30 protein-coding genes are annotated in these 25,764 nt (G+C 60.7%); 12 read left to right on the top strand and 18 right to left on the bottom strand.

Translation table 11 applies throughout. The features are described 5' to 3' along the window. Positions 1 to 4 precede the first annotated feature (4 nt). From TRM7557_RS16205 to TRM7557_RS16240, 8 genes are all read right to left on the bottom strand, one after another. The gene (locus TRM7557_RS16205) at positions 5 to 409 is read right to left on the bottom strand and encodes a response regulator (protein ID WP_058291266.1); all 405 of its coding nucleotides are present in this window, start codon (positions 407 to 409) and stop codon (positions 5 to 7) included. A 212-nt stretch (positions 410 to 621) separates the two neighbouring features. Continuing rightward, positions 622 to 1,434 carry a carbohydrate ABC transporter permease gene (locus TRM7557_RS16210; protein ID WP_058291267.1) on the bottom strand — a complete coding sequence of 271 codons (813 nt, stop codon included), beginning with the start codon at positions 1,432 to 1,434 and terminating at the stop codon, positions 622 to 624. Further along, positions 1,431 to 2,300: a carbohydrate ABC transporter permease gene (locus TRM7557_RS16215; RefSeq protein WP_058291268.1), complete on the bottom strand. Its 870-nt coding sequence runs from the start codon at positions 2,298 to 2,300 to the stop codon at positions 1,431 to 1,433. The genes TRM7557_RS16210 and TRM7557_RS16215 overlap by 4 nt, the downstream gene beginning before the upstream one ends. A gap of 71 nt (positions 2,301 to 2,371) precedes the next feature. Further along, positions 2,372 to 3,634 (bottom strand): ABC transporter substrate-binding protein, encoded by a 1,263-nt coding sequence (locus TRM7557_RS16220; protein WP_058291269.1) that lies wholly within the window; start codon positions 3,632 to 3,634, stop codon positions 2,372 to 2,374. Positions 3,635 to 3,716: 82 nt separating this feature from the next. Next, positions 3,717 to 4,796, bottom strand: a complete 1,080-nt coding sequence (locus TRM7557_RS16225) for an ABC transporter ATP-binding protein (RefSeq protein ID WP_058291270.1) — start codon at positions 4,794 to 4,796, stop codon at positions 3,717 to 3,719. Next, positions 4,793 to 5,602 carry a DeoR/GlpR family DNA-binding transcription regulator gene (locus TRM7557_RS16230; RefSeq protein WP_058291271.1) on the bottom strand — a complete coding sequence of 270 codons (810 nt, stop codon included), beginning with the start codon at positions 5,600 to 5,602 and terminating at the stop codon, positions 4,793 to 4,795. The genes TRM7557_RS16225 and TRM7557_RS16230 overlap by 4 nt, the downstream gene beginning before the upstream one ends. A 272-nt stretch (positions 5,603 to 5,874) precedes the next feature. After that, on the bottom strand, positions 5,875 to 6,378 hold the full coding sequence (locus TRM7557_RS16235) for a hypothetical protein (protein ID WP_058291272.1): 504 nt from the start codon (positions 6,376 to 6,378) through the stop codon (positions 5,875 to 5,877). Between the two features lie 16 nt (positions 6,379 to 6,394). Then, positions 6,395 to 6,949 (bottom strand): hypothetical protein, encoded by a 555-nt coding sequence (locus TRM7557_RS16240; RefSeq protein ID WP_058291273.1) that lies wholly within the window; start codon positions 6,947 to 6,949, stop codon positions 6,395 to 6,397. Positions 6,950 to 7,198: 249 nt separating this feature from the next. Here TRM7557_RS16240 and TRM7557_RS16245 point away from each other — a divergent pair, with 249 nt between their 5' ends. Beyond that, positions 7,199 to 7,681 (top strand): dihydrofolate reductase, encoded by a 483-nt coding sequence (locus tag TRM7557_RS16245; protein WP_058291274.1) that lies wholly within the window; start codon positions 7,199 to 7,201, stop codon positions 7,679 to 7,681. Positions 7,682 to 7,892: 211 nt separating this feature from the next. Here TRM7557_RS16245 and TRM7557_RS16250 read toward each other — a convergent pair whose 3' ends face one another. Beyond that, complete coding sequence (locus TRM7557_RS16250) at positions 7,893 to 8,099, bottom strand: cold-shock protein (protein ID WP_058291275.1); 207 nt, start codon at positions 8,097 to 8,099, stop codon at positions 7,893 to 7,895. Positions 8,100 to 8,318: 219 nt separating this feature from the next. On the opposite strand from TRM7557_RS16250, the gene TRM7557_RS16255 reads away from it, so the two are divergent. Further along, positions 8,319 to 8,630, top strand: a complete 312-nt coding sequence (locus tag TRM7557_RS16255) for an ArsC/Spx/MgsR family protein (protein WP_058291276.1) — start codon at positions 8,319 to 8,321, stop codon at positions 8,628 to 8,630. Positions 8,631 to 8,713: 83 nt separating this feature from the next. Here TRM7557_RS16255 and TRM7557_RS16260 read toward each other — a convergent pair whose 3' ends face one another. The 5 genes from TRM7557_RS16260 to thrS form a co-directional block, all read right to left on the bottom strand. After that, positions 8,714 to 9,250: a DoxX family protein gene (locus TRM7557_RS16260; RefSeq protein WP_058291277.1), complete on the bottom strand. Its 537-nt coding sequence runs from the start codon at positions 9,248 to 9,250 to the stop codon at positions 8,714 to 8,716. Beyond that, positions 9,247 to 10,038 carry an HvfC/BufC N-terminal domain-containing protein gene (locus TRM7557_RS16265; RefSeq protein WP_235811502.1) on the bottom strand — a complete coding sequence of 264 codons (792 nt, stop codon included), beginning with the start codon at positions 10,036 to 10,038 and terminating at the stop codon, positions 9,247 to 9,249. Before TRM7557_RS16265 ends, TRM7557_RS16260 begins: the two co-directional genes overlap by 4 nt. Continuing rightward, positions 10,035 to 10,898 (bottom strand): MNIO family bufferin maturase, encoded by an 864-nt coding sequence (bufB, locus tag TRM7557_RS16270; RefSeq protein WP_058291278.1) that lies wholly within the window; start codon positions 10,896 to 10,898, stop codon positions 10,035 to 10,037. Before bufB ends, TRM7557_RS16265 begins: the two co-directional genes overlap by 4 nt. 94 nt (positions 10,899 to 10,992) lie before the next feature. Then, positions 10,993 to 11,298: a BufA1 family periplasmic bufferin-type metallophore gene (locus TRM7557_RS16275; RefSeq protein WP_058291279.1), complete on the bottom strand. Its 306-nt coding sequence runs from the start codon at positions 11,296 to 11,298 to the stop codon at positions 10,993 to 10,995. A gap of 231 nt (positions 11,299 to 11,529) precedes the next feature. Further along, the gene (gene thrS, locus TRM7557_RS16280; protein WP_058291280.1) at positions 11,530 to 13,461 is read right to left on the bottom strand and encodes a threonine--tRNA ligase; all 1,932 of its coding nucleotides are present in this window, start codon (positions 13,459 to 13,461) and stop codon (positions 11,530 to 11,532) included. A gap of 294 nt (positions 13,462 to 13,755) precedes the next feature. On the opposite strand from thrS, the gene TRM7557_RS16285 reads away from it, so the two are divergent. Further along, a complete protein-coding gene (locus TRM7557_RS16285) occupies positions 13,756 to 13,989 on the top strand; it encodes a hypothetical protein (protein ID WP_058291281.1) in 234 nt (77 codons plus the stop codon). A gap of 21 nt (positions 13,990 to 14,010) precedes the next feature. On the opposite strand, the gene TRM7557_RS16290 is transcribed toward TRM7557_RS16285, so the two are convergent. Next, complete coding sequence (locus TRM7557_RS16290) at positions 14,011 to 14,418, bottom strand: MAPEG family protein (RefSeq protein WP_058291282.1); 408 nt, start codon at positions 14,416 to 14,418, stop codon at positions 14,011 to 14,013. A 12-nt stretch (positions 14,419 to 14,430) separates the two neighbouring features. Next, a complete protein-coding gene (locus TRM7557_RS16295; RefSeq protein ID WP_058291283.1) occupies positions 14,431 to 15,189 on the bottom strand; it encodes an ArsR/SmtB family transcription factor in 759 nt (252 codons plus the stop codon). A 140-nt stretch (positions 15,190 to 15,329) separates the two neighbouring features. Here TRM7557_RS16295 and TRM7557_RS16300 point away from each other — a divergent pair, with 140 nt between their 5' ends. From TRM7557_RS16300 to TRM7557_RS16310, 3 genes are all read left to right on the top strand, one after another. Then, positions 15,330 to 16,079, top strand: coding sequence for an alpha/beta hydrolase (locus TRM7557_RS16300; protein ID WP_058291284.1), 750 nt, complete (start codon positions 15,330 to 15,332; stop codon positions 16,077 to 16,079). Positions 16,080 to 16,163: 84 nt separating this feature from the next. Continuing rightward, positions 16,164 to 17,165 (top strand): alpha/beta hydrolase, encoded by a 1,002-nt coding sequence (locus TRM7557_RS16305; protein ID WP_058291285.1) that lies wholly within the window; start codon positions 16,164 to 16,166, stop codon positions 17,163 to 17,165. Positions 17,166 to 17,228: 63 nt separating this feature from the next. Continuing rightward, complete coding sequence (locus TRM7557_RS16310) at positions 17,229 to 17,657, top strand: VOC family protein (RefSeq protein ID WP_058291286.1); 429 nt, start codon at positions 17,229 to 17,231, stop codon at positions 17,655 to 17,657. A 7-nt stretch (positions 17,658 to 17,664) separates the two neighbouring features. Here the strand turns inward: TRM7557_RS16310 and TRM7557_RS16315 are convergent, their stop codons facing one another. Together TRM7557_RS16315 and phaZ are read right to left on the bottom strand one after the other, a co-directional pair. Further along, positions 17,665 to 18,258, bottom strand: coding sequence for a DUF6151 family protein (locus TRM7557_RS16315; RefSeq protein ID WP_058291287.1), 594 nt, complete (start codon positions 18,256 to 18,258; stop codon positions 17,665 to 17,667). A gap of 10 nt (positions 18,259 to 18,268) precedes the next feature. Next, positions 18,269 to 19,552 carry a polyhydroxyalkanoate depolymerase gene (gene phaZ / locus TRM7557_RS16320; protein WP_058291288.1) on the bottom strand — a complete coding sequence of 428 codons (1,284 nt, stop codon included), beginning with the start codon at positions 19,550 to 19,552 and terminating at the stop codon, positions 18,269 to 18,271. A gap of 257 nt (positions 19,553 to 19,809) precedes the next feature. Here phaZ and phaC point away from each other — a divergent pair, with 257 nt between their 5' ends. From phaC to TRM7557_RS16350, 6 genes are all read left to right on the top strand, one after another. Continuing rightward, the gene (gene phaC, locus TRM7557_RS16325; protein ID WP_058291289.1) at positions 19,810 to 21,612 is read left to right on the top strand and encodes a class I poly(R)-hydroxyalkanoic acid synthase; all 1,803 of its coding nucleotides are present in this window, start codon (positions 19,810 to 19,812) and stop codon (positions 21,610 to 21,612) included. A 215-nt stretch (positions 21,613 to 21,827) separates the two neighbouring features. Beyond that, complete coding sequence (locus TRM7557_RS16330; protein ID WP_058291290.1) at positions 21,828 to 22,271, top strand: phasin, PhaP; 444 nt, start codon at positions 21,828 to 21,830, stop codon at positions 22,269 to 22,271. A gap of 211 nt (positions 22,272 to 22,482) precedes the next feature. Further along, positions 22,483 to 23,433 (top strand): LysR family transcriptional regulator, encoded by a 951-nt coding sequence (locus TRM7557_RS16335; RefSeq protein ID WP_074941807.1) that lies wholly within the window; start codon positions 22,483 to 22,485, stop codon positions 23,431 to 23,433. 86 nt (positions 23,434 to 23,519) lie between these two features. Then, positions 23,520 to 24,224, top strand: a complete 705-nt coding sequence (locus TRM7557_RS16340) for an NAD(P)H-dependent oxidoreductase (protein ID WP_058291291.1) — start codon at positions 23,520 to 23,522, stop codon at positions 24,222 to 24,224. Positions 24,225 to 24,397: 173 nt separating this feature from the next. Beyond that, on the top strand, positions 24,398 to 24,973 hold the full coding sequence (gene phaR / locus TRM7557_RS16345) for a polyhydroxyalkanoate synthesis repressor PhaR (RefSeq protein WP_058291292.1): 576 nt from the start codon (positions 24,398 to 24,400) through the stop codon (positions 24,971 to 24,973). 5 nt (positions 24,974 to 24,978) lie between these two features. Then, on the top strand, positions 24,979 to 25,752 hold the full coding sequence (locus TRM7557_RS16350; RefSeq protein ID WP_058291293.1) for a trypsin-like serine peptidase: 774 nt from the start codon (positions 24,979 to 24,981) through the stop codon (positions 25,750 to 25,752). The last annotated feature ends 12 nt before the right edge of the window (positions 25,753 to 25,764 follow it).

The raw sequence follows: 25,764 nt of genomic DNA on the forward strand, positions 1-25,764 counted from the left end.
TGCGTCAGCGCGGCTGTGACGGGTCGGGTTGGCAAAACCTGTCGACCATATGCAGCAACAGGCCGGGGGTGAGGGGTTTGGGCGTAAACCCGTTCATCCCCAGTTTCGAGATCACCACATCATTGTGATAGGCCACATCTGCGGTCACCGCGATGATTGGCACGTCGGATGGGGGCGCAGGCCGCGTGGCGCGAATGATCCGGGTTGCATCAATGCCAGACATCACCGGCATATGCAGGGCCATTAACACAAGGCCAAAGTCGGCCGGATCGGCCATCAGCCGGTCCACACCTTCCTGACCGTTTGCAGCAATTTCCGCCTGAATATCGAGCGTGGCAATAATTTCGCGCATCATATAGCGGGTAAAGTCGTCGTCTTCCACCAATAGGATTTTTCGAAGTGCGCGCATCGCGTCCTCCTTTCATCCGGCCTATTGAACTGTGAGATTCAAATAAAACAACTTATACGTGTTAAATAATATTGCGCTTATGATGGCCTATTGGTCAAGCCATTGCGTCGAGTTCTTCGCAGAACCGGGGTGTTTTTGTGGGGGCTGCGCACGAATTTACGCAAGCGACTGAAATCGTGGCAGGTTTGCTGTTGCCAGCGGGCGCGGTCCCCTTATTTAATTCCGGCGCGCATAAAGCTTTGGACGAATTGGCGCTGAAACAGCAAAAAGGCAATCAGCAGCGGGCCCGAGGTCATTAGGGTTGCGGCGTTAATCACGCTCCATTCCACACCACTGTCGATTGAGGCAAAAATCGACAGGCCTACGGTGACCGGGCGTGTTTCCACGGAATTGGTGACAATCAACGGCCAGAGGAAATTGTTCCAGTGGTGGCTGACCGACACCAGCCCATAGGCCAGATAGGTGGGCACGGCGAGGGGGACATAGACCTTGAGCAGGATACCAAGGGTGGACATGCCTTCGATCTGCGCGGCCTCGACCAGTTCTTTGGGGACAGACATAAAGGTCTGGCGCAGCAGGAAAATGCCGAACCCGCTGGCAATATAGGGAATGGCAATGGCGCCAATGGTGTCGATCAGCCCAAGGGCGCGGATGGTGCGGTAATTTTCCACGATCAGAATGTCGGGCATCACCAGCAGCTGCACCAGCACCAGCGCAAAGAGGATATTGCGGCCGGGGAATTCAAACCGGGCAAAGGCATAGGCCGCCAGCGTGCCGAGGATGAACTGCCCGATCAGGATCGCGGTGACCAGCACAAAGGTATTGAGGAAATACCGCGCAAAAGGCGCGGCCTCCCAAGCTTTGGCAAAGTTTTCCAGCGTCAGCGGCGCAAAGAGGTCAAAGCGCGCCTCGTATGCGGCGGGGTGAAAGGCGGTCCAGACGGCATAGGCCAGCGGCAGGATCCACAAGAGCGCCAGCGCCCATGCGCCGATCAGGTTCAGAGCCCGTGTCAAACTAAGGGTCATCGGTAGTGTACCTTGCGATCAAAGAGGAAGAACTGGCCAATGGCGAGCAGGCCAAGGATCGCCAGCAGGATCACGGTGAGCGTCGCCGCATAGGCCGTGTCCCAGAACCGGAAGGCGACCTCGTAAATGTAGAACAACAGCAGCGAAGAGGCATTGTCCGGCCCGCCGCCGGTGAGGATGAAGATATGGTCCACCATGCGGAAGGAATTCACCACCGCATTGATCGACACAAACAGCGTTGTGGGCATCAACAGCGGGAAGGTCACGCGGCGAAAGATGGTCCAGGGGCCTGCGCCTTCAATCCGGGCGGCCTCGATCAGGCTTGGGGGGATGGTCTGCAGCGCGGCGAGGTAGAAGATCATGAAGAACCCGGCCTCTTTCCAGATGGTCACGGCCATCACCCCCCAAAGCGCGGTGTCGGGCTGGCCAAGGATATTGGACTGCGGCAGGCCAAACCGCCCGGTGATCTGGTCAATCAGGCCAAAGCCCGGCGTGTAGAAGAACATCCAGATATTGGCGACCGCGATCATCGGCAGCACGGTCGGAGTGAAATAGGCCATGCGCAGAAAACCACGCCCGGCGAGCTTTTCGTTCACCCAAAGGGCCATCGCCAGCGCAATGGCGATCGAGGTCGGAATGGTGCCAAGGGCAAACCAGATATTGTTGCTCAGGACTTTCCAGAAAATCGGATCTGCGATCAGGGTCTCGTAGTTTTCAAGACCCGCCCAACGGCTGGGCCTGCGCCCGCGCGGGGTGGTGAACAGGCTGTTCCACAGGGTTGTCACCGCCGGGATATGGGTGAAGGCCAGCAGAAAGACAAAAGCCGGGCTCAGAAGCAGCCAGGCGTGGATCCAGTTCCGTTGCATTGACGTGGTCCTTTAAGGCGCGAGGGGTGCGCACGGCCCCGAGGGGCCGCACGCGTCTCGTCTTGGGGGTCTTAACGGTAGGCTTTGAGCACCGCGTCAGCTTTGGCCTGTGCCTCGGCCAGCGCGTCAGCTGCGGATTTGTCACCGGTGATGGCGGCGTGCAGGGCATCGTTGAAGATGCGGGTCACGCGCTGGTTTTCATAGGTCGACAGCTCTGCCACGGCGTGCTCCAGCTGGTCGCGGGCCACAAGCGCGGGCGGGAAGTCCGCCGCATAGTCCTGCATTTCCTTGCTGTCCCAGGTGGCGGGCGACGGTGCGACATAGCCGGTTGCGATGGACCATTTGGCGGCCTGTGTCGGCTGCGAGATCCACTTGATAAAGTCAAACGCCGCTTTGGTTTCTTCGTCAGAACCCCCTTTGAACAGGTAGAAGTTGCCGCCACCGGTGGGCGCGCCGCGGCGTTTGTTGGCAGGCAGCATGGCCACACCAAAGTCAAAGGGCGCGTTCTTGCGCACGTTGGTCAGGTTGCCGGTCGAGGTCCACATCATTGCGGTCTGGCCTTCGAAGAAGGCTTTGGGCGTTGCGCCCCATTCGATGATGCCCGGTGCCATCACGCCGTCTTTGGACAGCGACACAAGGTATTCCAGTGCTTCGACCACTTTGGGATCGTCAAAGTTGGTCTTGGTGCCATTGTCGGTCACAAGGGTCGCACCGTTCGAGGTGGTCAAACCCTGAAACAGCCAGTAGGGGAAGCCAGAGGACGGGATACGCACGCCCCATTGGGTGACATTGCCGGCATCGTCTTTTTTGGTCAGCTTGCCAGCGTAATCTTTCATTTCTTCCCAGGTGGCAGGCGCGTCGGTCAGGCCCGCCTCAGCGAAGGCTTCTTTGTTGTAATACAGAACCGGCGTGGAGCGCTGGAACGGGATGCCATAGGTTTTGCCGTCGATCATGGAGTTCTCCATGAACGAAGGGTAGAAGGACTTGAGCCAGGCTTTGTCTTCGTCGGTGGTGGCAAAGTCGTCAAAGGCGTGGATCAGGTCTTCGTCGAACAGGGTGTACATGTCGACCGACAGGATCACCGACAGCTGCGGCGCATTGCCACCGCGTGCCGCCGTCAGGGCCTTGGCGACGGTATCCTGATAAGAGCCCGCATAGATCGCGTCGATGTTCACGCCGGGGTTGGCGGCAATGTATTCGTTTGTCAGCTCTTCAATGGTGTTTGCTGCAGCACCACCAACCGCGACCGGGAAGTAAAATTCGAGGTCGACGGCCAGCGCAGGCGAGGCCATGAGGGCCAGACCGGCAACAGCGGCTTTGAGTTTCGAGATCATTGTTCTTCTCCCATGGGACAGGCGCCGGTTTGGTCCGGCGAGGCAGCACCCGAGGCGTTCGGGGCATCTGTGTGGCGGGCGCTCATGTGGCGCTCTGCGCGAAAAGGCTGGCCAGCGCGGGGTCTTCGACCCGGGCGGCAGTATTGGTGTCAAACAGGTGGATGTCTTCGGGCCGGGCGCTGAGGCGCAGCGCATCCCCGGGGGCAAAGCGGCGCGCGCCGGGCAGTTTGGCAAGAAACGCATGGGCGCCGGTGCTGAGTTCCAGCAGCGTATCGGCGCCCAGGAATTCAACGGCTTTGACCACGGCCGCCAGCGGGCCGGTGTCGCAGAGGCTCAGGACCTCGGGGCGGATGCCGATCAGAAGGCTGTCGGGGATCCCGTCTGGGCGACCCACAAAAGCACGTGCGGGCAACAGGTTCATCGGCGGCGTGCCAATAAAACGCGCGGCAAAGGGGGTGGCGGGCCGACGGTAGATGTCCTGCGGGGCGGCGACCTGTTCAATGCGGCCTTCGTTCATCAGCACCACCTGATCGGCCATGGTGATGGCCTCGGTCTGATCATGCGTGACATAGACCATGGTGAACCCCAAGGCCTGCTGCAGACGGCGGATTTCGCGGCGCATCTCGTCCCGCAGGCGGGCATCGAGGTTCGACAGCGGTTCGTCCATCAGGCAGACCGGGCGTCGCGAAATCACCGCGCGGCCCAGGGCCACCCGCTGCTGCTGGCCACCGGAGAGGGCGGCAGGCTTGCGGTCGAGGTAGGGCGTCAGCTCCAAGAGTTCCGCCACTTCGCCAAGGCGTTTTTTGCGTTCCGCGCTGGGCAGGCGTTCCACCTTGAGGCCAAAGATGATGTTTTCCGCCACGCTCAGATGGGGAAACAGCGCATAGTTCTGAAACACCATCGACAGGTTGCGTTTGGCGGGGGGCAGGGCGGTGACCTCGCGGTCGCCAATCCAGACCGCGCCGTCAGTCACGGTCTCGAGCCCGGCAATCGCGCGCAGCGTGGTGGATTTGCCGCAGCCCGAGGGGCCGAGGATGGCGGTGAATTTGCCTGCCGGTATGGACAGATCAATGCCACGCAGCGACTGGGTGTCGCCCCAGAATTTGGTGACGCCGGTCAGGGTGACGGATTGGCCGGTGGCCTGCGCAAGGTCGTGTTTCATTGCGGGGCCTCGTTACAGATCACCAGATTGACGCCAGCCGCGTCCAGCATCGCACAGAGCGCTTCGGGCGGGCGGCTGTTGCAGACCACATGTTCGACGTCGGTAATATGGCCACTGCAGGCGTGGGCCTTGCGGGTGAATTTGGAGCTGTCGAGCACAAGAATGCGGGTTTCGGCATTGCGCGAGATGGCCTCGCGCGAGTGCACGTCTTCTTCGGACAGATCCAGCAACGCGCCATCCGGGCTGACGGCGGCCACGCCAAAAAGGCCAATGTCAAACCGGTAGCTGTCAAAGAAAGCCACCGCCGAGGGGCCGACAATATCGGCTTCGGCCTGCCGCAGGCGCCCGCCGGGGATGGTGATTTCCGCACCTTCAAAGCGATGCGCGGTCATGGCGACCTGCAGGTTGTTGGTGAACAGATGCAGCCCGTGATGCTGCCCAAGGCTGGCCACAACCAGTTCCGGCGTGGTGCCGATCGACACCGCTACGGTGGCCTCATTGGGAATAAGCGCCGCGGCGGCCTGCCCAATTTCGCGTTTGACCGAGAAATTCAGCACCCGGCGCAGGTCATAGTGATCCGCTGTGGTCGGCGACAGCTCTACCCCGCCGTGGACGCGGCGCAGCAGACCTTTTTCGCACATCGCATTGATATCTTTGCGAATGGTCTGGGTCGAGACGCTGAACTGGGTGGCCAGATCGTCCACTTTGGCATGGCCCTGATCGCGGACGATTTCCGCGATCTGAGCCTGGCGCGCGGTGGCGGGGGCCTGAGAAATGGGTTTGGGCTGAGTCGATGTCTGCTTCATGCGCCTAGAGGTAGGGCGCTCATATGAAGCCTATATGACGTTCACTTGAAACTAATACTGCAACCTAGCTGTTGGAGACAGGCGGTTTTGGCTGAGAGGCCGACGGTCGTGGACGTTCTGCCCAGTCTATGAGCCATTCCAGTTCAAATGCGCCGGTGCTGCCGAAATCCAGTTCTGTCAGCGCATCCGACTGCCTGCGTCGGGGGCGTGGGGTGGGGGCGGGTTTTGTCCAGTCAACGGGCATATATGGTCCCTTCGAAATGAATTGGCGTCTATCCAACCAGTTGCAGGCGGGGGACGGCGGTGTTTTTGCGCGCAGGTCCGCTGCCTGCAGGGAAGCGGGCTGCAAAGGTGAGCCCGGCGCGGATCACATGCGGGTCCATGGTGCCGCCCGACAGGTGCAACACGGTTTCGCGTGCGTTCGGGGTCTGGTCGCGGCGCATCTGGTGGATCAGGGTCAACAGCAGCGCCTCGTCTGCGGTGACACGTGCACGGGCGTCCAGCGCAAAGGGATCCTGGACCAGAAAACCTGCGCCGCGGCAGTCGAGCACGGCAGCCAGAAGGTTTGTCATATAATGTGCCGCTGGCAGGCCAATTGGCTCTCCCCAGCGTTCGGCCGCGATTTTCTGCGCCCGATATGGGGCGCGGGAACAGCCGCCGCGCAGCCCTGCCATCAGATGGCGGACAACGGGCAGCAGCCCTTCTTCGAACGGATCACATCCCAGTGTGCTGACCGGTTGGTCGGTGGGCGCGGGCCTTGGCTCTGTGCGGGTCATTTGCTGTCCTTCCGGGTCAATGCAGTCGGGCCGCGACCGGCGCGGTCAGGGGCGGCAGGGCCAGCGCCAGTTCGCGCATCCAAAGGGTGACCTCGCCGGTGTCGCCGCCATCGCACAGCTGGATCAGCGCGGCTTCGGCCAGACCGATCTGGCGCTGACGCAGGGCGCGCAAAGCGCCGAGGGTCAGGGCCTCTTCTTCGGTCAGATGTTTGGCGCAGCTGGCGCAGCAGGGGGTGTTAAAGCGAAACCCACCGCGGCGGTTGCGGCGGATGGCGCGGACGGTTTTCCCAGCCAGCGTGGCCACTTGCGGGCCATTGCGCGCGTCGAACAGGTCTTCGGCCACGTCAAATGCAGCGATCCAGCCGTGGGGGTCGCCTTCGGTGATGCCGGCGAAGATAATGCGGATGACGTTCAACGCGGCGGCGTCTGCCCAATCCGCGCCTGCCTCATGCAAGGTGCGGGGGCGCAGAGCTGAGGTCGCCAGATCGCCATCACATCCGTTAAAGACGGGGCGACGCGGCGCCACCGGGGAGGCGCTATCGAGCGATTTCTTTTTCAGTGCACGTGTCATTGTGATCTGCCCTTTTTGCCTGCACAGCGCCCCGAGGTTGGGCGCGGATAAAACGCGGGGCCGGGCTGATCCTGTGGATGTGACTGGGCCTGATTTTTGCAATAACTGACAAAAAGAATCGGAAATAGCAAGGCGGAAGTTTCGCACCTGCGTAAATTCGGTGTGATCCCGTTTTGCGGCGCGATGCTTGCCCCGCATTGCGCCTGCCGTTAGGTACGGCGCAGCAGGCAGCACAGAAGGGCAGAGGCCATGATTTCACTGGTGGTGGCGCGGGCGCGCAATGGGGCGATTGGCAAAGACAATGACATTCCCTGGCATGCGCCCGAAGATCTGAAGGCGTTCCAGCGCGAAACGCTGGGCGGTGCCATTATTATGGGCCGCAACACTTGGGACAGCTTGCCGTTTAAGCCGTTGAAAAATCGCTTGAATATCGTGGTGTCTTCCAATTCGGATGCGGCCGAGACGGTTGTGGCGTCGGTGGAAGAGGCCATCGCGCTGGCGCGTGCAGAGGGCTATGCGCGGATCTATGGCATTGGTGGCGCCGGGATCTATCGGGCGATGTTGCCCTTGGCGGACCGTCTGGTGATCACCGAAGTGGATCTGGACATCGCAGAGGCGGATGCGTTCTTCCCGGAGTTCGACCCGGACAACTGGGAGGTGCTTGCAAAACAGCACCTGCGCAGCCAGGACCCGGCCTGTCTGATGGTCGAATACCTGCGCCGACACGCCTAAACGGGGCCTAAACCTGTCCTGAACCCGGCTGAAACGGGGGGGGCTTGGGGCGAGGCGGAAAAAACTCCTCTCCGCGCAGCGCTGAGGCTTTGCGCGGGCTGACCGCTGGTCCGGTCATAAGAGGAGCAGCTGCGTCTGCGCCCACGGCCTGAAAACGGTCGGATGGGGCGCAGCGAAATTTCTAATCAACTGATGAAATCAGCGATGTAAATCAGAGCGGGCGAATATCCCCGGCCATTTGGCGACCATCGCGACCTTCGGTCAGCTCGTAGCCGACTTTCATATTGTCGCTCAGGCCGGTCAGACCGGAACGTTCAACCTGGCTGATGTGGACAAACACATCTTTGCCGCCTTCGTCCGGTTCAATGAAACCATACCCCTTGGTGGTGTTGAACCATTTCACGGTGCCGCTTGGCATGTCCCGTGTCTCCTTCTTACTTGCACTTCACTTCATGGATGCTCAATGTATCCCAGCCCAAGGTTCGCCAATGCCGCGATGCAGCGAGAAATTGTTGCACCTGCTGCGGCGTTGCCCTTGGACCATTAATACTGTGGCACGGGGTCTGAAAAAATCAAAGATTTTCCGCAGAGTTCCACCGTAAATTGTGTGAAACTTCTCTTAAGGACAGGGAAAGACATGAAGCTTTATGGGTTGAAAACTTGTGATACCTGCCGCAAGGCGCTGAAAGTATTGAGTAATGCAGAGTTCGTGGATGTGCGCGCAGAGGGGGTGCCGGGGCCTGTTTTGGAGGCAGCGCATACCGCTTTTGGCGAGCGAATTTTGAACACGCGTTCAACCACATGGCGAAACCTTGACGAGGAAGACCGCGCCAAGGCACCGCTGGAGTTGCTGCAGCTGCATCCGACATTAATGAAGCGCCCGCTGATTGATGTGGATGGCACGCTCTATCTGGGATGGGGCAAGGATGTTCAGGCGGCGCTCGGCTAAGGGGCGGGGCGCAGAAGACAAGAAAACGGCCGCGTCCCGAAAAGGGCGCGGCCGTTTTGTGTGCGGGGGAAAGCCCGGGGGGCTTAGGCCGTTGCGCGCGGCGCCACACGGGCCGCAAGTGCATCCAGCGACAGCGCGCCTGCGCCTTTGAAGACCAGCACCAGCAGCAGGAAGCTCCACATCACGCGCTGGTCGATCAAGGCAATGCTGTTGTCAAACAGCCCGCCCAGTTTGACGCCGTGGCCGGTGACGTCGACCAGAGTCTGGACCCAGATAAAGCCAATGGTGCCAAGCGCGGCAAGGCGGGTGAACAGGCCAATCAGGATCAGGAAGGGCAGCACATATTCGGCAACTGTGCCGCCAAAGATCACCAGACGCTGGAAGATGTTCAGCTGGGTGACATCATACAGTACGGCCTCAGCCGCAGCGGGGAAGATCTGGGCAAAGGCACCGGAAGAGGGCGAGAAGATCGAGCCATCGATTTTGGTGCCCGCCGAGTTCCAGTAATAGACCAGAAGCACCGCGGCAAAAACCAGCCGGGCCAGGGTGGGGACAGCAAGATCCGCGTGTTTGTTCAGCGTGTTAATCAGATCGGTGTAGCGGGACAGCAGGGCGTTCATGTCAGGTCCTGTTCGTTTGGGGCGTGGGTCAGGTGGCAAAGGGCGTGGCCGCCAAGCAGCAGCGCAAGGGTTTGGCCAAGGTCGAAATCGGGCACTTCGGTTGCGGCCTGTTCTGCAGCCGCGCCCAGCGGGGCGTGGTGCAGGCTGTCGACAAAGGTGGCCGCGCCGGGATCCAGCGGGGCGGGCTGCGGGTCAAACTCCGGGCGCAGAACAACCACGTCCTGCCCCTGTGCCTGCGGCTGCGGCGCGTCGTCATCTGTGTTGAAGCGCCAGATGTCAAAGATCGGCCAGGGGGAGCGGACCACCTGTACGGCCGGAGCTGGGATCAGCCGCGCCATCATCAGGGTTTCCGGCGCCTGCGCACCCAGCCAGTCGGGATCGATCGCTGTGGCATCCGCAGCATGGTAGCTGCGGCGAATGGCAAGCTCCAGACGCGCCACATCGGCCAGATACCCAAGGTGGGCCAGTTGCTCCATCCCGGCCAGAAAGTCGGGGAAGTCTTCGCCATAGTGCATCATCAGCGGCGATTTCGGCGGGTGGGCGCGCAGGTAGATGCCCGCGAGCCCGTCCATATTGGCCTTGCCCAGAAGCTTGGCGATGACCGGGAATCCTTCGTGCAGGGCCTCGGTCAGCGATACGGCGACATTGTTGCGATAGACGCTGAAACGGCGCCCGGCGGGGTGGCCCTGACCGTCCAACAGCCCCTCGGGGACCGGTTGGCGGGCGTCCAGCATGGCCTGCGTAAACGCGGCCTGAGTGATCGGCGCGGCTGTCATCTGTTCGCTCATTGCGCGGCCATGGGCAGACGTGCAAGCGCGGTGGCGGCGCGGGCGGCCTCGGATTCCAGCACGGGCCAGTCGGGCACATCGGTGTCCCATTCGACCAGCACGGGCTTGGGGCCAGCGCGGTCCAACGTATAGTCGAGAAGCGCCCAGACCGGGTCCACGACCTCGGCCCCGTGGCTGTCGATCAGCAGGGGCTTGCCGTGGTCATCGGTGTCCTCATCATGGCCGCCGAGGTGGATTTCGCCCACCTGTTCGAGCGCGAAGGCGTCGATATAGCCCTGCGGCGAAAAGCCAAGATTGGTGGCAGAGACAAAGACATTATTGACGTCCAGCAGCAGGCCGCAGCCGGTGCGGCGGGCAACCTCGGCCAGGAAATCGGGTTCGGCCCAGGTGCTTTCCGCAAAGGCGAGGTAGCTGGAGGGGTTTTCCAAGAGCATCTGCGTCCCCGTCACCGCTTGCAGCTGGTCGATGTGATCGCAGATGCGCTGCAGCGTTGCGCCTGTGTAGGGCAGGGGCAGAAGGTCGTTGAAGAAATGGCTGTCGTGGGTGGACCAGGCGAGGTGTTCCGAAAACGACGCCGGTTTCAACCAGCCCAGCAAATGTTTCAGCCGGGCGAGGTGATCTGGGTCCAGGGGCGCTTCGCCGCCAATAGAGAGGCCAACACCATGGACCGAGATCGGGAATTTTTCAGACAGATGGCGCAGCTGTGCCAAGGGGCGGCCGCCGTCGCCCATGTAGTTTTCGGCATGGATTTCCAGCCAGTCTACAGACCCTGCGTCTTCCATGATCGCCGCATAATGCTGCGGCTTGTAGCCGACACCCGGTCTGGCGGGCAAATGCGAAGCTGCCTGCTGCGTGGTCATTGTGACCTCCTTCAAATCAGATCCGGGGGGAGACGGAAGGGGTGGGGCGCGCCGGATGTGGCGCGGCCCCGAATTCATGTCCTTGGGCCGGGGCTTATGCCGGCAGGTCGCGCTCCAGCGGGGCGAGGGAGCCCTTGCGCTCGGTGCCGTCCGCCATTGCGGGCACGTCCATGGTTTCGCAGGTGCCTGCGGGGACGAGGGTCCAGGCGTTGCCCTGATAGTCAACGGTCGAGGTGCCCGCGCAGGTGGTGCCGGGGCCTGCGGCGCAGTCGTTGCCGCCTGCGACAGACACGCCATAGCATTTCTCTTTGGCGGCCGCCGCGGCCTGAGTTGCGGTCATTGCGGCCAGTGCGGTTGCAACGGCGCCTGCGACTGCGAAGGTTTTCTTGGTGGTCGACATACGCATGTCCTCCTGAGTGTTTGCGTGTCTTATCAAGTGACAGGGACACACTAACCGAGTGTTTCTGAAAGGAACATTCACGAGGTCGTGCCTCACGACCGCGTTAGGTCATGTGACCGCAAATTTGCCGATGGTTTCATGTTTTTAAGGTGATTTCCCGCCCAAGCGGAGGGGCTGTAACAAAAAGGCCCCCGAAATGGGGGCCAATCTGTTACAGTTTTTCGTCGATTGTTACAGCAGGTCAGGGGCCGTCGCCTCGCGGGCGAGGGTGGCTGTAACATTTTCCAGGGTCTCGACCGAGGTCTGTTTCTGACCCAGACGACGCACAGAGACGGTGCGCTCTTCGACTTCGCGGTGACCGACGGCAAGAATGACCGGGACTTTGGACAGCGAATGTTCGCGGACCTTGTAGTTGATCTTCTCGTTGCGGATGTCGGCTTCGGCCTGAATGCCCGCTTTGCGCAGGGTCTCGACCACCTCGGCCACATAGTCATCGGCATCAGATGTAATCGACGCGACAACCACCTGACGGGGGGCAAGCCAGAAGGGCAGTTTGCCTTCCCAGTTCTCGATCAGGATGCCGGTGAAGCGTTCGAGCGAGCCAAACAGCGCGCGGTGCAGCATGACAGGCGCCTGCTTTTCACCGGACTGGGTGACATAGGTCGAGCCAAAGCGTTCCGGCAGGTTGTAGTCCACCTGCAGGGTGCCGCACTGCCAGTCCCGGCCAATGGCGTCGCGCAGAACATATTCCAGTTTGGGGCCGTAGAACGCGCCTTCGCCCTCAAAGATGGTGTAGTCCATGCCGGCACGATCCAGCGCGGTTTTCAGCGCGCCTTCCGACAGATCCCAGCTCTCGTCCGAGCCAATCCGGTTTTCCGGACGGGTGGAGAGTTTGACGTGCACATCTTCAAAGCCGAAGTCTTTGTAGATCGACAGGATCAGGTCGTTCACCTTCAGACATTCGTCGGTCAGCTGTTCCGGCGTGCAATAGATATGCGCGTCGTCCTGGGTGAAGCTGCGCACGCGCAGAAGCCCGTGCAGCGCGCCCGACGGCTCGTATCGGTGGACCTTGCCAAACTCTGCGATCTTGATCGGAAGCTCGCGGTAACTGCGCAGAGAGTGGTTGTAGATCATCATGTGACCCGGGCAGTTCATCGGCTTCAGTGCATAGTCGCGATCGTCATGCGTTTTGGCGAGGAACATATTGTCCATGTAGTTGAACCAGTGGCCCGAGGTCTCCCAGAGCTGGCGGTCCATAATGTCGGGGGTGTTGACCTCCTCATAGCCTGCGGCCTCCTGACGGCGGCGCATATAGGCAATGAGGTTCTGGAACACACGCCAGCCGGCGGGGTGCCAAAAAACGGACCCCGGCGCGTGCTCTTCAAAGTGGAACAGGTCCATTTCACGGCCCAGCTTGCGGTGGTCGCGTTTGGCGGCCTCTTCCAGCATGGTCAGATGCGCTTTGAGCTTTTCTTTGCCGGTGAAGGCGACACCGTAGATGCGCTGCAGCATCTGGCGGTCGCTGTCGCCGCGCCAGTAGGCGCCGGCCACGGACATCAGTTTGAACGCGTCACCCGGAAGCTGGCCGGTGTGCTGCAGGTGCGGGCCGCGGCAGAGGTCCTGCCAGTCGCCATGCCAATACATGCGCAGCGGCTCATCGCCCGGAATGCTTTCGATCAGCTCGACTTTATAGGGTTCGTTGTTTTCAGTGTAGAAATCAATCGCGCGCTGACGATCCCAGACCTCGGTCCGGACGGCGTCGCGTTTGTTGATGATTTCTTTCATCTTTTTCTCGATCACGCCGAGGTCTTCAGGGGTGAAGGGCTCGGATCGGTCGAAGTCGTAATACCAGCCATTGTCGATCACCGGGCCAATGGTGACCTTTGTGTCGGGCCAGATCTCTTGCACGGCGCGCGCCATGATATGGGCGAGGTCGTGGCGGATCAGCTCATTGGCTTGGGGTTCGTCCTTCATGGTGTGGATGGCGATGGAGGCATCGGCATCAATCGGCCACTGGAGGTCCCAGTGCTGGCCATTTACGGTGGCGGAGATCGCTTTTTTACCAAGGGAGGTCGAGATGGAGGACGCGACGTCGGCAGGGGTGATGCCTGCGTCAAATTCGCGTGCGTTGCCATCGGGGAAGGTGAGGGAAATCTGGGCCATGTGCCTGGCTGCTCCTCGTCGGTTTGGCGCCCACTGAACGCCCGGTTGCGGGTTATTTGTGTGCGCCCTGAATGGCCAAAGGGGGCGGCGAGGTCAAGGGGCGTTGGAGAAAATGCGGTTCAAGTTTTAGCGGTTCCCGCAGGCGGTGAGGGCGGGAGCGAAGGGCCGGCCCTTCGCGCATCCCGGAGTATTTGGGGCCAAAAGAAGAAACGGGGTGGCGCAAAGCGGCCATTGTTTTGATGGGGAAACGGGTTATCTGGGGAGGATCATTGGGGCGCGGAAGCGAGGTGCGCGATGTTGCAGGACAAGCGGAAAGATTTGGACAGTGAACGGCAGAAGAAGCTGTTGCAGCGGCTGGTTGAAGAGCTGAGCCGCAGTCAGCCGGATCTGTATTATCAGACAACCAGCACCATTGCGCTGTTGCTGGAGGCGCATATTCAACGCGGCGCGGGGCTGAGTTTGGAAGAGCGTGACTTGCTGCAGCCCCTGAGCAAGCGCGATATTGAACTGTTGCTGAGCCTGCATTGAGGCTCAGCTGTTGGGGTGGGGTCAGGCCGCAGGCGCAAATAGGAGCGCAAGCGCGATGGCAACAGTGCAGGCATAGCTGGCGGTGAACAGGATCGGGCGGATCGGGAAGGTCGCGAGGCCCGAAATCATGCCCGCCGCATGCAGGATGCGGATCCAGAAAAAGGCGGCGGCGGCGGTTGATGTGACCCAGGTGGATATCCCGGCCAAATGGGCGATCAGAACAACAATGGCAAAGGGCAAAAGTGTTTCCAGCATGTTCTGATGGGCCCGGAAGGCGCGTTGCACCCAATCCCGCATGCGCCGTTGATCGGGCGGGCGGGTGAAGTCGGTGTAATCCTCCGGTTCTGAGCTGACGCCGACAATGAAAGGGATCCAGAGCGACCCTGCAAGCAGGGCCGTCAGGGTCAGGTAGAAAAGCTCCGGTGTCATGCGCGCGCGCCCTTAGTTTGGCAGCTTGATGGGGGTGCCGGTTTCAATCCAGCTTTTCATCGACGCAATATAGCGCGCCCAGCCGTCGCGGACGCCTGCATGGGCTTCGGGAATCTCGTAGTGTTCGCAGGTCAGCTTGCAGTGGGGGCCTTCGACCTCGATCACAAAGGCCATATGACTGATGGTTTTGACGCCATCGCCAAAGTTGGGTTCAAAGGTCATTTCGAGCCGGGATTTCGGTTCGATCTTGGTGACCTTCTGGCTGAGCATGACGCTGCCGTCCTGACGGATCATATCCATCCGATCGCCTGTGGCGGTGGCATCACCGCTGGCTTTGGAGCAGGCAAAATGGTGCAGCGCGACCTGATCGGCGCGGGTCAGCGCGTCCCAGAGCGCATCTTGGGTGCAGCGGATCATGGTCTGGTGAACAAAGTCGGGTGTGCGGGTGTCGAGCATAGTCTGGTCCCCCTCCAGGTGGGATTTGAGATCAATCATGCCGCGGGCAAGCGGGGCGGCAATCAGCGGTTCGATCCAGCGATCGATGACTTCCTGCAGGGGCACGGCGTTCAGATAGTGGTATTTGAACCGCCCCTTTTTATAGGTCGTGATCAGTCCGGCCTCTTCCAGGAGACCCAAGTGTTTCATCACCCCAAAGCGGGTCATGTCGAACTGTGGCAGCAGGTCTGACAGGGTCTGACCATCTTTGTCCCGCAGGCTATCCAGGATCGCGCGGCGGGCTGGGTCGTTCAGGGCTTTGAAGATCGCGTCCATGTTTTGACTATAGGTGAGTAAATAGTCACGTGTCAATTGGGTCACCTAATGGGGGCAGTGGAAGCGACGACAGGAGTTTTGCATCGGGGCAAAAAACGTGGCATTCCAACGGCAAGCACCGAGATTTAGGGAGAGCGCTGATGTCTGCTGAGACCACCCCGAGCTATCTGGACACGCCGCAGGGGCGGCGAATCGCCTATCACAAGACCGAAGGGCAGGGCCCTTGCGTGGTCTTTCTGGGCGGGCTGAAATCCGACATGGAAGGCACCAAGGCGCTGCATCTGGAGACTTGGGCGCGGGCGCGGGGGCAGGCGTTTTTGCGGTTTGACTATTCCGGGCATGGGCAGTCTTCGAACACGTTTGAGGAAGGCTGCATTGGCGATTGGCACGAGGACACGCTTGCGGCGGTGGATCAACTGACCGAGGGGCCGATTGTGCCGGTGGGATCCTCCATGGGGGGCTGGCAGGCGCTGTTGTTGGCAAAGGCGCGGGCGACCCGGATCAAGGGCATGGTCACCATCGCCGCAGCTCCAGATTTCACCGAGGATGGGTACTGGGCCAATTTCACCGACGCGCAGAAAGCGCAGCTGGAGGCCGAGGGGCAGGTGGCGCTGCCGAGCGATTATATGGAGCCCTATATTGTCACCAAACGGATGGTGGAGAACGGGCGCGAGAACCTGGTGCTGCGCGACGCCCTGCCGCTGCCGTTTCCGGTGCGTTGCCTGCAGGGCACCGATGACAGCGCGGTCAGCACGGAAACGGCGCTGCGCCTGCTGGATCATGCCACCTGCGATGACATGCGGCTGACGCTGGTCAAAGATGCCGATCACCGGTTTTCGGACGAAGCCTGCCTGGGCCTGATCGAAGCCGCGGTCGCGGAGGTTCTGTAACCTCGCGCGTGACGCGGCGTTCGTATTGCGGCACTTGGCCTTGGCTTGCAGGTTTGTTGAAACTGCTCAGCGGGAGGGCGACGCATGCGGCGCGCATTGAAAATCATGGGCCGGGGCGTATTGGGCCTGGGGCTGGGCCTGGGGGTCGCGGCGGCGGCACTGTTTGCCTTTGGGCCCTATGAACCCGTTGATCTGGAAGTGTCTTTTGACGACAGCCAACTGGATGGCGGCGTGGACGCCTATTTCCAACAGGTGGAAGCGGGCTTCTCTGATATCACCCCGGGCGTTGAAAAACGGGTGGTCTGGGCAGGCGTATCGGAGGCAAAAACGCCGGTTTCGGTGCTGTATGTGCATGGGTTTTCGGCCACGTCCGAGGAGATCCGCCCGGTGCCGGATCGCGTGGCTGCGGCGCTGGGCGCCAATCTGGTCTTTACCCGCCTTGCGGGTCATGGGCGCGGCAGCGCCGCCATGGCAGAGCCAACAGTGCAGGACTGGATGCAGGATGTGGCCGAAGCGCTGGCGGTGGCGCGGCATGTGGGGGAGCGGGTGGTGGTGATGTCCACCTCGACCGGGGGCACGCTGATGGCGCTGGCAGAGCTGGACCCGGAACTGAAACGCGCAATTGCCGCGCAGATCTTTGTGTCGCCGAACTTTGCCCTGCAGGGGAGCATGGACAAAGTGTTGTCGCTGCCAGCGGCGCGCTATTGGGGGCCGATCGTTGCCGGCGCGGAACGTGCGTTTGAACCGGCGAACACTGAACATGGGCGATATTGGACCACCACATATCCCACCGTGGCCCTGATGCCGATGGCCGCCGCAGTGCAGACGGTTCAGAAGCAGGACTGGTCACGGGCGACAACGCCTGCCCTGTTCTGGTTTTCGCCCGAGGACTGGGTGGTGGATGCCAGTGTCACCGCAGATCTGGCCGCGCAATGGGGCGGTGACAGCACGGTTGGGCATCCCGATCTGAGCGCCGGTGACGATCCGTATTCTCATGTTATTGCAGGGGATATCATGTCGCCCCATGCAACAGACCAAGCGGTCAGGGCGATGGTGGATTGGTTGCAGTCAGAGGGGATCGAGTGATTTTTGTTCCCTTAATGTTCTTTAGATGCTAGGGTTGGCCCCAGACGGGTCTGGGAGGGTAGAATGGACCAAAGGGTAAGCCTGATCACATTGGCCGTGCACGACATTGACCGTGCGGCGGCGTTTTACGCGGCATTGGGCTGGGCAGAGGTGCAGCACCTCAACGAAGGTATTGTTGTTTTTGACCTTTTGGGCCAGTCGCTGGGGCTGTATCCGCGGGCGAAACTGGCCGAAGACATGGGGCTGCGCGAGGCAGAGCTGGGCCATGGCGCCATGACGCTGAGCCATAATGTCGAAAGCCCCGCGGCGGCGGATGCGATTATGGCCAAGGCCGAAGCGGCAGGGGCGACCGTGCTGTCGCCCGCAAAAGAGGTCTTCTGGGGCGGCTACACCGGGTATTTCCGCGACCCTGAAGGCCACGTCTGGGAAGTGTCGCACAACCCGTTTTCCAAACTGTCCCCCGAGGGGGCGTTTCGCTGGAACGGGTACTGACCAGCCTTCAGTCGTAGAGCGCCGCGCGTTCGGATTTTGAAAGGACCATCGGTTCGGCCCGTGGGGTGCGGCTGCCCGTGTCGAAAAACGGCGTGTTGCGCCAGCGGCCGGTGACCAGCGAGGTGATCATCCGCGAAAACACGCCATAGACCAGACGCCCGGCACCGCGATGGCGGGGCTGGCCGCCGGGGGTGCGCGGCGGCAGGAAGCCTTCGGCTTTTTCGCGGCCCAGAGCGTCGGGGGTTTCCAGCGTGTTCACACAGACCCCGACAAAGGGCAGGGTGGGTTTTGCCAGCGTATTACACATAGGCGTGCCGCAGCAGCTGGCATACCAGCGCATCAGCCCGTTTGGCCCCAGCCGCATCACCGCCAGATGTTCCTGCCCGGTGTCAAAATGCACAAAATCGGGATGGGTCTGGTACAGGGCGACACCGCGCGCAGGTTCGTCCCGTCCCTGAGCGCGCGTATGGTAGCGTTCCGCCGCGAGGCAGTCATTGCAATGACAGGTCAGCCGCAACCCATGGCGCAGCGCGCCGGGATCCAGATGACCTGTCAGGCTGCCACAACGGCAGGAAAACGAAAGCGTATCAGAGCTGGACATGTCCTGCCCCTTATTCGGCCGCTTGCGGTTTGGCTGGACGCTTTGCCGCGGCCTTGGGCGGTTTGCGGGTGTTGGCATTCATAAATTCGATCACCAGCGGGCGGATATTGTTGCGCCAGCTGCGGCCGGCAAAGATGCCATAGTGGCCGGCGCCGGGTTCAACGTGGCTCGCCTTTTTCTCTTCCGGCAGGCCGGTGCAGAGGTCGAGCGCGGCAATACATTGACCGGGGGCGGAAATGTCGTCTTTCGCGCCTTCAACCGTTTTGACAGCCACATCGGTGATCTTGCCAATATCGACCTTGCGGCCGGCAACGGTAAAGGTATTGGCGCCAATCTCGCGGTTCTTGAAGATGCGTTCGACGGTCGACAGATAAAACTCCGCCGGCATATCCATCACGGCGAGGTATTCGTCGTAGAAGCGGTTGTGCGGATCGTGGTCCGTGGCCTCTCCGCGGCTGACGCGGGCGATCTGTTCTGAGAACGCTTTGGAGTGGCGCTCCATGTTCATCGACATAAAGGACGACAGCTGCAGCAGGCCGGGATAGACCTTGCGACCCACCCCTTTGTATTTGAAGCCGACGCGCTGGATCATGGTCTGTTCCAGCTGCCCCATGGTGACGCGGTGGCCAAAGTCGGTGACGTCGGTGGGCGTTGCATCCGGGTCAACCGGGCCACCAATCAGGGTCAGCGAAGAAGGTTGCGCCTCGGGGTCGATATCGGCCAGATAGGCGGTTGCCGCCAGCGTCAGCGGGGCCGGTTGGCAGACCGCGATCACATGGGTGTCGGGGCCCAGTTCCTTCATGAAGTCCACGAGGTAGAGCGTGTAATCTTCGACGTCGAACTTGCCCGCAGACACAGGGATGTCGCGCGCATTGTGCCAGTCGGTGATGTAGACTTCGCAGTTTTCAATCAGGCTTTTGACGGTCGAACGCAGCAGGGTGGCATAGTGGCCGGACATCGGCGCGACCAGCAGAACCTTGCGCGGCTGGGTCTTGCGGCCCGAGACGCGGAAGTGGATCAGATCGCCAAAGGGGCGTTCGATCACCTTGTCGATTTCCACCAGATGGTCCTTGCCATCTTCGCAGGTGACCGTGTGGATGCCCCAGTCGGGTTTGGCGACCATACGCTGAAAGCTGCGCTCGGTCACTTCGCCCCAGGCAGCCATCCAATTCAGCATCGGATTGGGGATTGCGGCAAAGGCCGGATAGGAGGCCATCGACAGAGCTGTGGCGCCATACCACTGGTTTGCATTGCGCAAAGTCTCCATCAAGTCATATGATAGCATGTAACGCATCTGGTTCTCCTCGGTCCCCGGGGTGCGGGCGTGTCACTCGTTCCGGTATTCTTCCGGTCTTTACTAAGGGTTAGCGCCCCGATCTTCTGGGACCCAGTGTCTCTTTTGCCAGCGTTTGAGACGGTCTGCGCAAATATAGCGCAATTTCGCTTCGCTGGCTTCCCGACATGGTTGTGGAGTCGGTGCTTTCGTCGCTTTGTCATGGAATGTGGTCTACACATTCTGCACAGCAGAAAGATTATGGGGGTTTCCTTAAGATGACAACAACTGACACCGCAAATGAAGTGACTTCGGGGGAAAGCGTTGATCGCCTTAAGGAAAATCTTGAACGTGTTGAGACCCTTTCGAAACGCCTGATGGAGGTGATGGCGCATAAACGTAATCACCACCCGGGGCTGGATGGTCCGAATCAAGAGCTTTTCGCACGTGCAGCATCCTCCTATTGGAGCGGAATGCTTCAAAACCCCGCAAAACTGATGAGCCAGCAGGTCGAGTTCTGGAGCAAATCGGTCCACAACTTTGCCGAGGCCCAGAAGATGGTCAGTGGCCAGATTTCTGAGCTGGAGGACGCCCCCTCGAAGGACCGCCGGTTTCAGAACCCGCTGTGGCAGTCCAACCCTTACTTTCACTACATCAAACAGCAGTATCTGACGAACTCTGAGGTGCTGCGGTCGATGGTGGAAGAGGTCGACGACATGGACAGCACCGACAAGCGGCGGCTGGGGTATTTCACCGAGCAGATTATAAATATGATGTCGCCGACCAATTTTCTGGCGACCAATCCGGACGCTTTGGAAAAAGCGCTGGAGACGGAAGGCCAGTCACTGATTGACGGGCTTGAAAATCTGGTCGCGGATCTTGAGGCCAATGACGGCGAGCTGATCGTGCGTCTGGCCGATGAAAGCGCCTTTGAGGTTGGCGAAAACCTTGCCACCACCGAAGGCAAGGTTGTGTTCCGCAACCGCATGCTGGAGCTGATCCAATACACGCCGGTGACCGAAACCGTCTGTGAAACTCCGATTGTGCTGTTCCCGCCGTGGATCAACAAATTCTACGTCCTCGACCTGAAGGAAAAGAACAGCCTGGTTAAATGGGTGACCGAGCAGGGCTATACGCTGTTCGTTGCCTCCTGGGTGAACCCGGACGAGACCTATGCCGATGTGGGCATGGAGCAATACATCGAAGAGGGCTACCTGGGCGCGATTGACGCCGCCAAGAAGATCTGTGACGTCGATCAGGTCAATGCGGTTGGCTACTGTATTGCGGGCACCACGCTGTCGCTGACCCTGTCGCTGCTGAAACAGCGCGGTGACAAGTCGATCAAATCCGCGACGCTGTTCACCGCGCTGACCGATTTTGCCGATCAGGGCGAGTTTACACCCTTCCTGCAGAACGACTTTGTCGATGCGATCGAGGCCGAGATTGGCGATGATGGCATCCTGCCGCAGTATATTATGGCGCGCACCTTCTCGTTCCTGCGGTCCAATGATCTGGTCTATGCGCCGGCGATTCGCAGCTACATGCTGGGAGAGACGCCGCCGGCTTTTGATCTGCTGTATTGGAACGGCGATGGCACCAACCTGCCGGGCAAGATGGCGGTGCAGTATCTGCGCGGCCTGTGTCAGAACAATGAATTTGTGAACGACGGCTTCGAGCTGTTGGGCCACAAGCTGCACGTCAAAGACGTGGATGTCCCGGTGATGTCGATCACCTGCGAGGCCGACCATATTGCCGCGTGGAAGCAATGTTATCGCGGGGTGCAGCAGATGGGGTCACGCTCCAAGACCTTTGTGGTCAGCCAGTCGGGGCACATCGCAGGCATCGTTAATCCGGTCAGCCGCAACAAATACGGCCATTACACCAATGCCGACCTCAAGGGCACGCCCGAGGAATGGATGGAAGCGGCCACGTTCACCGAAGGGTCCTGGTGGCCGCGCTGGGCGGAGTGGCTGAAGAAACGGTCCGGCAAACAGGTGCCCGCCCGCATTCCCGGCAGCCCCGAGTTCCCGGCACTGGAGGCCGCCCCCGGCCAATATGTCCGCGCCCGCGCAGCCCGCTAAGGGCAGGGGGTAATACGGCATACAGTTGCATTCAAAAGCCGTCTCTCTGCGAGGCGGCTTTTTGCATAATTTACGCGCGCTGTGATACGCAATTTTTGATGAATTTTCTGCGACGCAGCAGAAAACCCTTGAAATGCTGCACCGCAGCATCCATAGTATAGCTACGCACAGAGGACGGGGCTGGCCCGTCAGGGCATGCACAAGGAATGAGTAATATGGCTAACCAAGACTTCACCGCGATGTTCAAAGACATGATGGGCGCGTTCCCGGTTGACACCTCCGCAATGGAAGACGCTTTCAAGAGCACTGCTGCTCTGAGCGAAAAACTGTCCACCGTTGCCCTGGACGCTGCTGAGAAATCCGCAGAGCTGTCCTCTCAGTGGACCAAAGACACCCTGACCAAAATGGGTGAGATCTCCAAAGTTAAGGCAGAGCCTGCCGACTACGCAAAAGCCGCGACCGATTTCGCCTCTGCGTCTGCTGAAGTTGCTGCCGAGAACATGGCCGCTTTTGCTGAGATCGCGAAAAAAGTTCAGATGGACACCGTTGAAGTCCTGATGGCTGCGGGCAAAGACATGTCCGAAGAGGCAACTGCCGCTGTGAAAAAGGCCACCGAAGAGGTGACCACCGCAGCGAAAAAAGCCGCAGCTGCGAAATAAGAACGACCCACAGGCCAGACGCCGCGCGCTCCTCCCTTTGGCGTCGGTTTGTGTAAGCGAAGGGCAGACCTCCACGGGTCTGCCCTTTCCCTGTTTCGGGGGGCCTGTTTTTAGCGCCCTGTTTTAGGGCGCTGAATCTGCGGGGGCTTGGCGGGGCGGGCGGGCGTCTCTATCTCTGGGGGGATCGACACCCAAGGGACCAAAGCGCGCCATGGCATTGGAACAGAAAAACCTGCAGCTGTTTGACCGCGTCGCGACGCTGGGCGCGATTGGCCGGGCGGGGGCCGAATTTGGCCTGTCCTCGACCAATGCCAGCGAGCGGATCAAAGCGCTGGAGGCAGAGCTGGGCGTGACCCTGTTTCACCGCACCACCCGCGCGGTGACGCTGACCCCGGACGGAGAGCTGTTCCTGGGCTATGTGCGCCGGATCCTTGGCGACATGGAAGAGGCGCGCACCGTGCTGGCGCAGGAAGGTGGTGCGGTGACGGGCCGGGTCAAAGTCACCGCGCCGGCGTCCTTTGGCACCAGTCAGATCCTGCCGCATGTGCCAGAGTTCCTGTTGCTTTATCCGCAGGTGGACGTGGATCTGCATTTCAGCGATGCGGTGGTGGATATTGTCGGTGATGGCTATGATCTGGCGTTTCGCATTGCCGAGCTGGAGCCGTCGTCCCTGCGGGCGCAGAAGGTGGACCGCAACCCCACATGGCTGGTGGCCTCGCCCGGGTATCTGGCGCGCGCCGGGCTGCCGGACCATCCCCAAGACCTGATGCAGCACAGTTGCCTGCCTCTGGGCGACCGGCGCAGCTGGCGGCTGAAGGGCGCAGATGGTCAGGTGCATGAGGTGCGCGTTACAGGGCAGGTGAAATCGAACCTTGGCAATGCGCTGATGGATCTGGCGCTGGCGGATGTGGGGATCTGCAAGATCTCGCTCTGGCAGGCGGCGGATCATCTGCGCGAAGGGCGCCTGATCCGGGTTTTGCCAAGCTATAGCGATCTGCCCGAGCTGGAGCTTTGGGCCCTGCGCCCGCCGGGCCGGGGGATGCCTGCGCGGGTAAAGGTGTTTCTGGATTTCATTCGCGACCGCATCCGCGCGCGTAATCGCCAGTTGGCGCGGGATTGTTCGATGATGCGGGCAGAAGTGGCGCTTCACACTCCCAATTAGCGGGATAATGTTTCCGTTTTTTGCTGGATAGACCTGAAATGTGGGCGAGATTAGGTTTCGGTCATCGCAATTCAGGAGATGATCCAATGAAAGACGTCACCCCGCAGACCGCGCTTCAGGCCCAGATCCTGGACGCTTATGCCTTCCGTCATGCCGCCAAAGTTTTTGACCCCGGCCGCAAGATCCCGGAAGACGAATTCAACACGATTTTGGAAACCGGCCGCCTGTCGCCAACATCGTTTGGGTTGGAGCCCTGGCAGATGCTGGTCGTACAAAGCCCGGAAAAACGCGCTTTGCTGGAGCCGATGTCCTGGGGTGCAAATGGCATTGTCAGCGGCACCGAGGGGCAGCTGAAAACCGCCAGCCATTTCGTGATCTTCCTGTCCCACACCAGCGCCACCATGGCCGCCGACAGCGCATATCTGCCGAAGTTCCTGCGCGAGGTGAAAGGCTTTCCTGAGGAAAACATCACCGGTCTTCTGGGCGCCTATGCGCAGTTTCAGGCCGAGCATTTCGACCTGACCGATGATCGCAAAATCACCGATTGGGCGCGTCACCAGTCCTATATCGCACTGGGGAACATGATGACCACCGCCGCACTGATGGGGATCGACAGCTGCCCGATCGAAGGCTTTGAGATGGACGCTCTGAGCGCGGTGTTGGAAGCGGAATTTGACGTCGACCCAACACTGCTGAAACCTGCTGTGATGGCGGCCTTTGGCTATCGCGCCAGCCCGCCGCGCCACCCACAGTCGCGCCGCAGCATGGACGAAGCGGTGCGCTGGGTCTGAGACTGGATTGCGGGCGGGGCCTCATGCGGTCCTGCCTGCGCCAATGCTGCAATGCAGCATTCCATGCTGCGCAGCGAAGCCCCTGCGCAGGATTGTTGCTGCGGCTGCAAGATATGCTTTCTTTTTGTGAAACCCTCGCTTAGTGTTTTTCAACCAAGCGCGGGGAGACTGACATGGCTGAACAGGAAAAACCTTTGCTGATCAAACGGTACGCGAGCCGCAGGCTCTATAATACCGAGACCAGTGATTACGTGACGCTGGAAGATATTGCAGGGTTCATCCGCGACGGGCGCGAGGTTCAGATCATGGATCTGAAGACCGGCGACGACCTGACACGCCAGTATCTGCTGCAGATCATCGCGGAACACGAAAGCCGTGGTGAAAACGTTTTGCCGGTGACGGTTCTGAACGATCTGGTGCGCAGCTATATGGTGCCGGGCGGTGGGGTGATGCCGCAGTTCCTTCAGGCCTCTTTTGACATGCTGCGCGACAGCCAGGAAAAGATGGTCGAGAAGATGACGGCGATGAATTCCGCGATGAACCCAATGGCGCAGATGCCGGGGTTCGAGGCGCTGAAAGCCCAGCAGGAGGCCTTTCTCAAGGCGATGACCGGCGGCTTTTCGGGCGGCTGGCCCGGTTCGACCGGTGGCGCCAGTGGCGCGCGCGACGGCGGCGAAGAGGGCGAGGACCTCGATTCCATCAAAAAGCAACTTGCAGAGCTTCAGGACAAGCTCTCGAAGTTGAGCTGACCTTTATGCGGTGGCGCCGGTGGCATGGGCTGTTTGCCCTGTTGCTGGCCGCCTGTCTGCCAGCAGATGACCTGAAGGCCCAGTCGGCCGGGATCTGCGGGATTGGCGCATCGGGGAGCAAACAGAGCGATGCCTGCGCCGCGGTGCGGGATCGCAGCATACCCGACGCCACGGTGCCGCCTTGGTCGGCGATTGGCCGGGTCAATTTTGCCTCTTATGCACAGCGGTTTCACTGCACCGGCGTTCTGATCGCGGAACGGCTGGTGCTGACCGCTGCGCATTGCCTTTACAATGGCAAAAACCGCGCCTGGGTCCGGGCCGAGGACGTGGTGTTTGCGGGCGGTTATCAGCGTGGGACAGCGGTGGCATCGTCCCGTGTGCGACGCTACATCCTGTCCAAAGACCAGAGGCCGGGGCGGTTTTCACGTGATCACCGCCGAGACTGGGCTGTGCTGGAGCTGGAGGAACCGCTGGGGCAGCGGCTGGGGATCCTTCCGGTCTGGCAGGGGGGCGCAGCCAAGGCGGGGTTTGCCGTTGGCTATGCCGGGCTGCGGCCCCACGTGCAGAACCGCACCGCGCCGTGCCCGCTCAATCCGCCTCAGGGTGGGGTGCTATTGGTGCAATGCCCGTTGATGCGTGGCGATTCCGGGGCGCCCTATATTGTGGAAACACCTGAGGGCCTGCGGGTGCGGGCGATCACCTCGGCCGTGCGGGTGCAGGGCGGCGGGGTCGAGGCGTTGATGGTGCCGGTTGAACACATGGACATTCCACGCCCCTGAGATCAACATCTG

It is taken from the genome of Tritonibacter multivorans (genome assembly GCF_001458415.1).
Classification (GTDB): domain Bacteria; phylum Pseudomonadota; class Alphaproteobacteria; order Rhodobacterales; family Rhodobacteraceae; genus Epibacterium; species Epibacterium multivorans.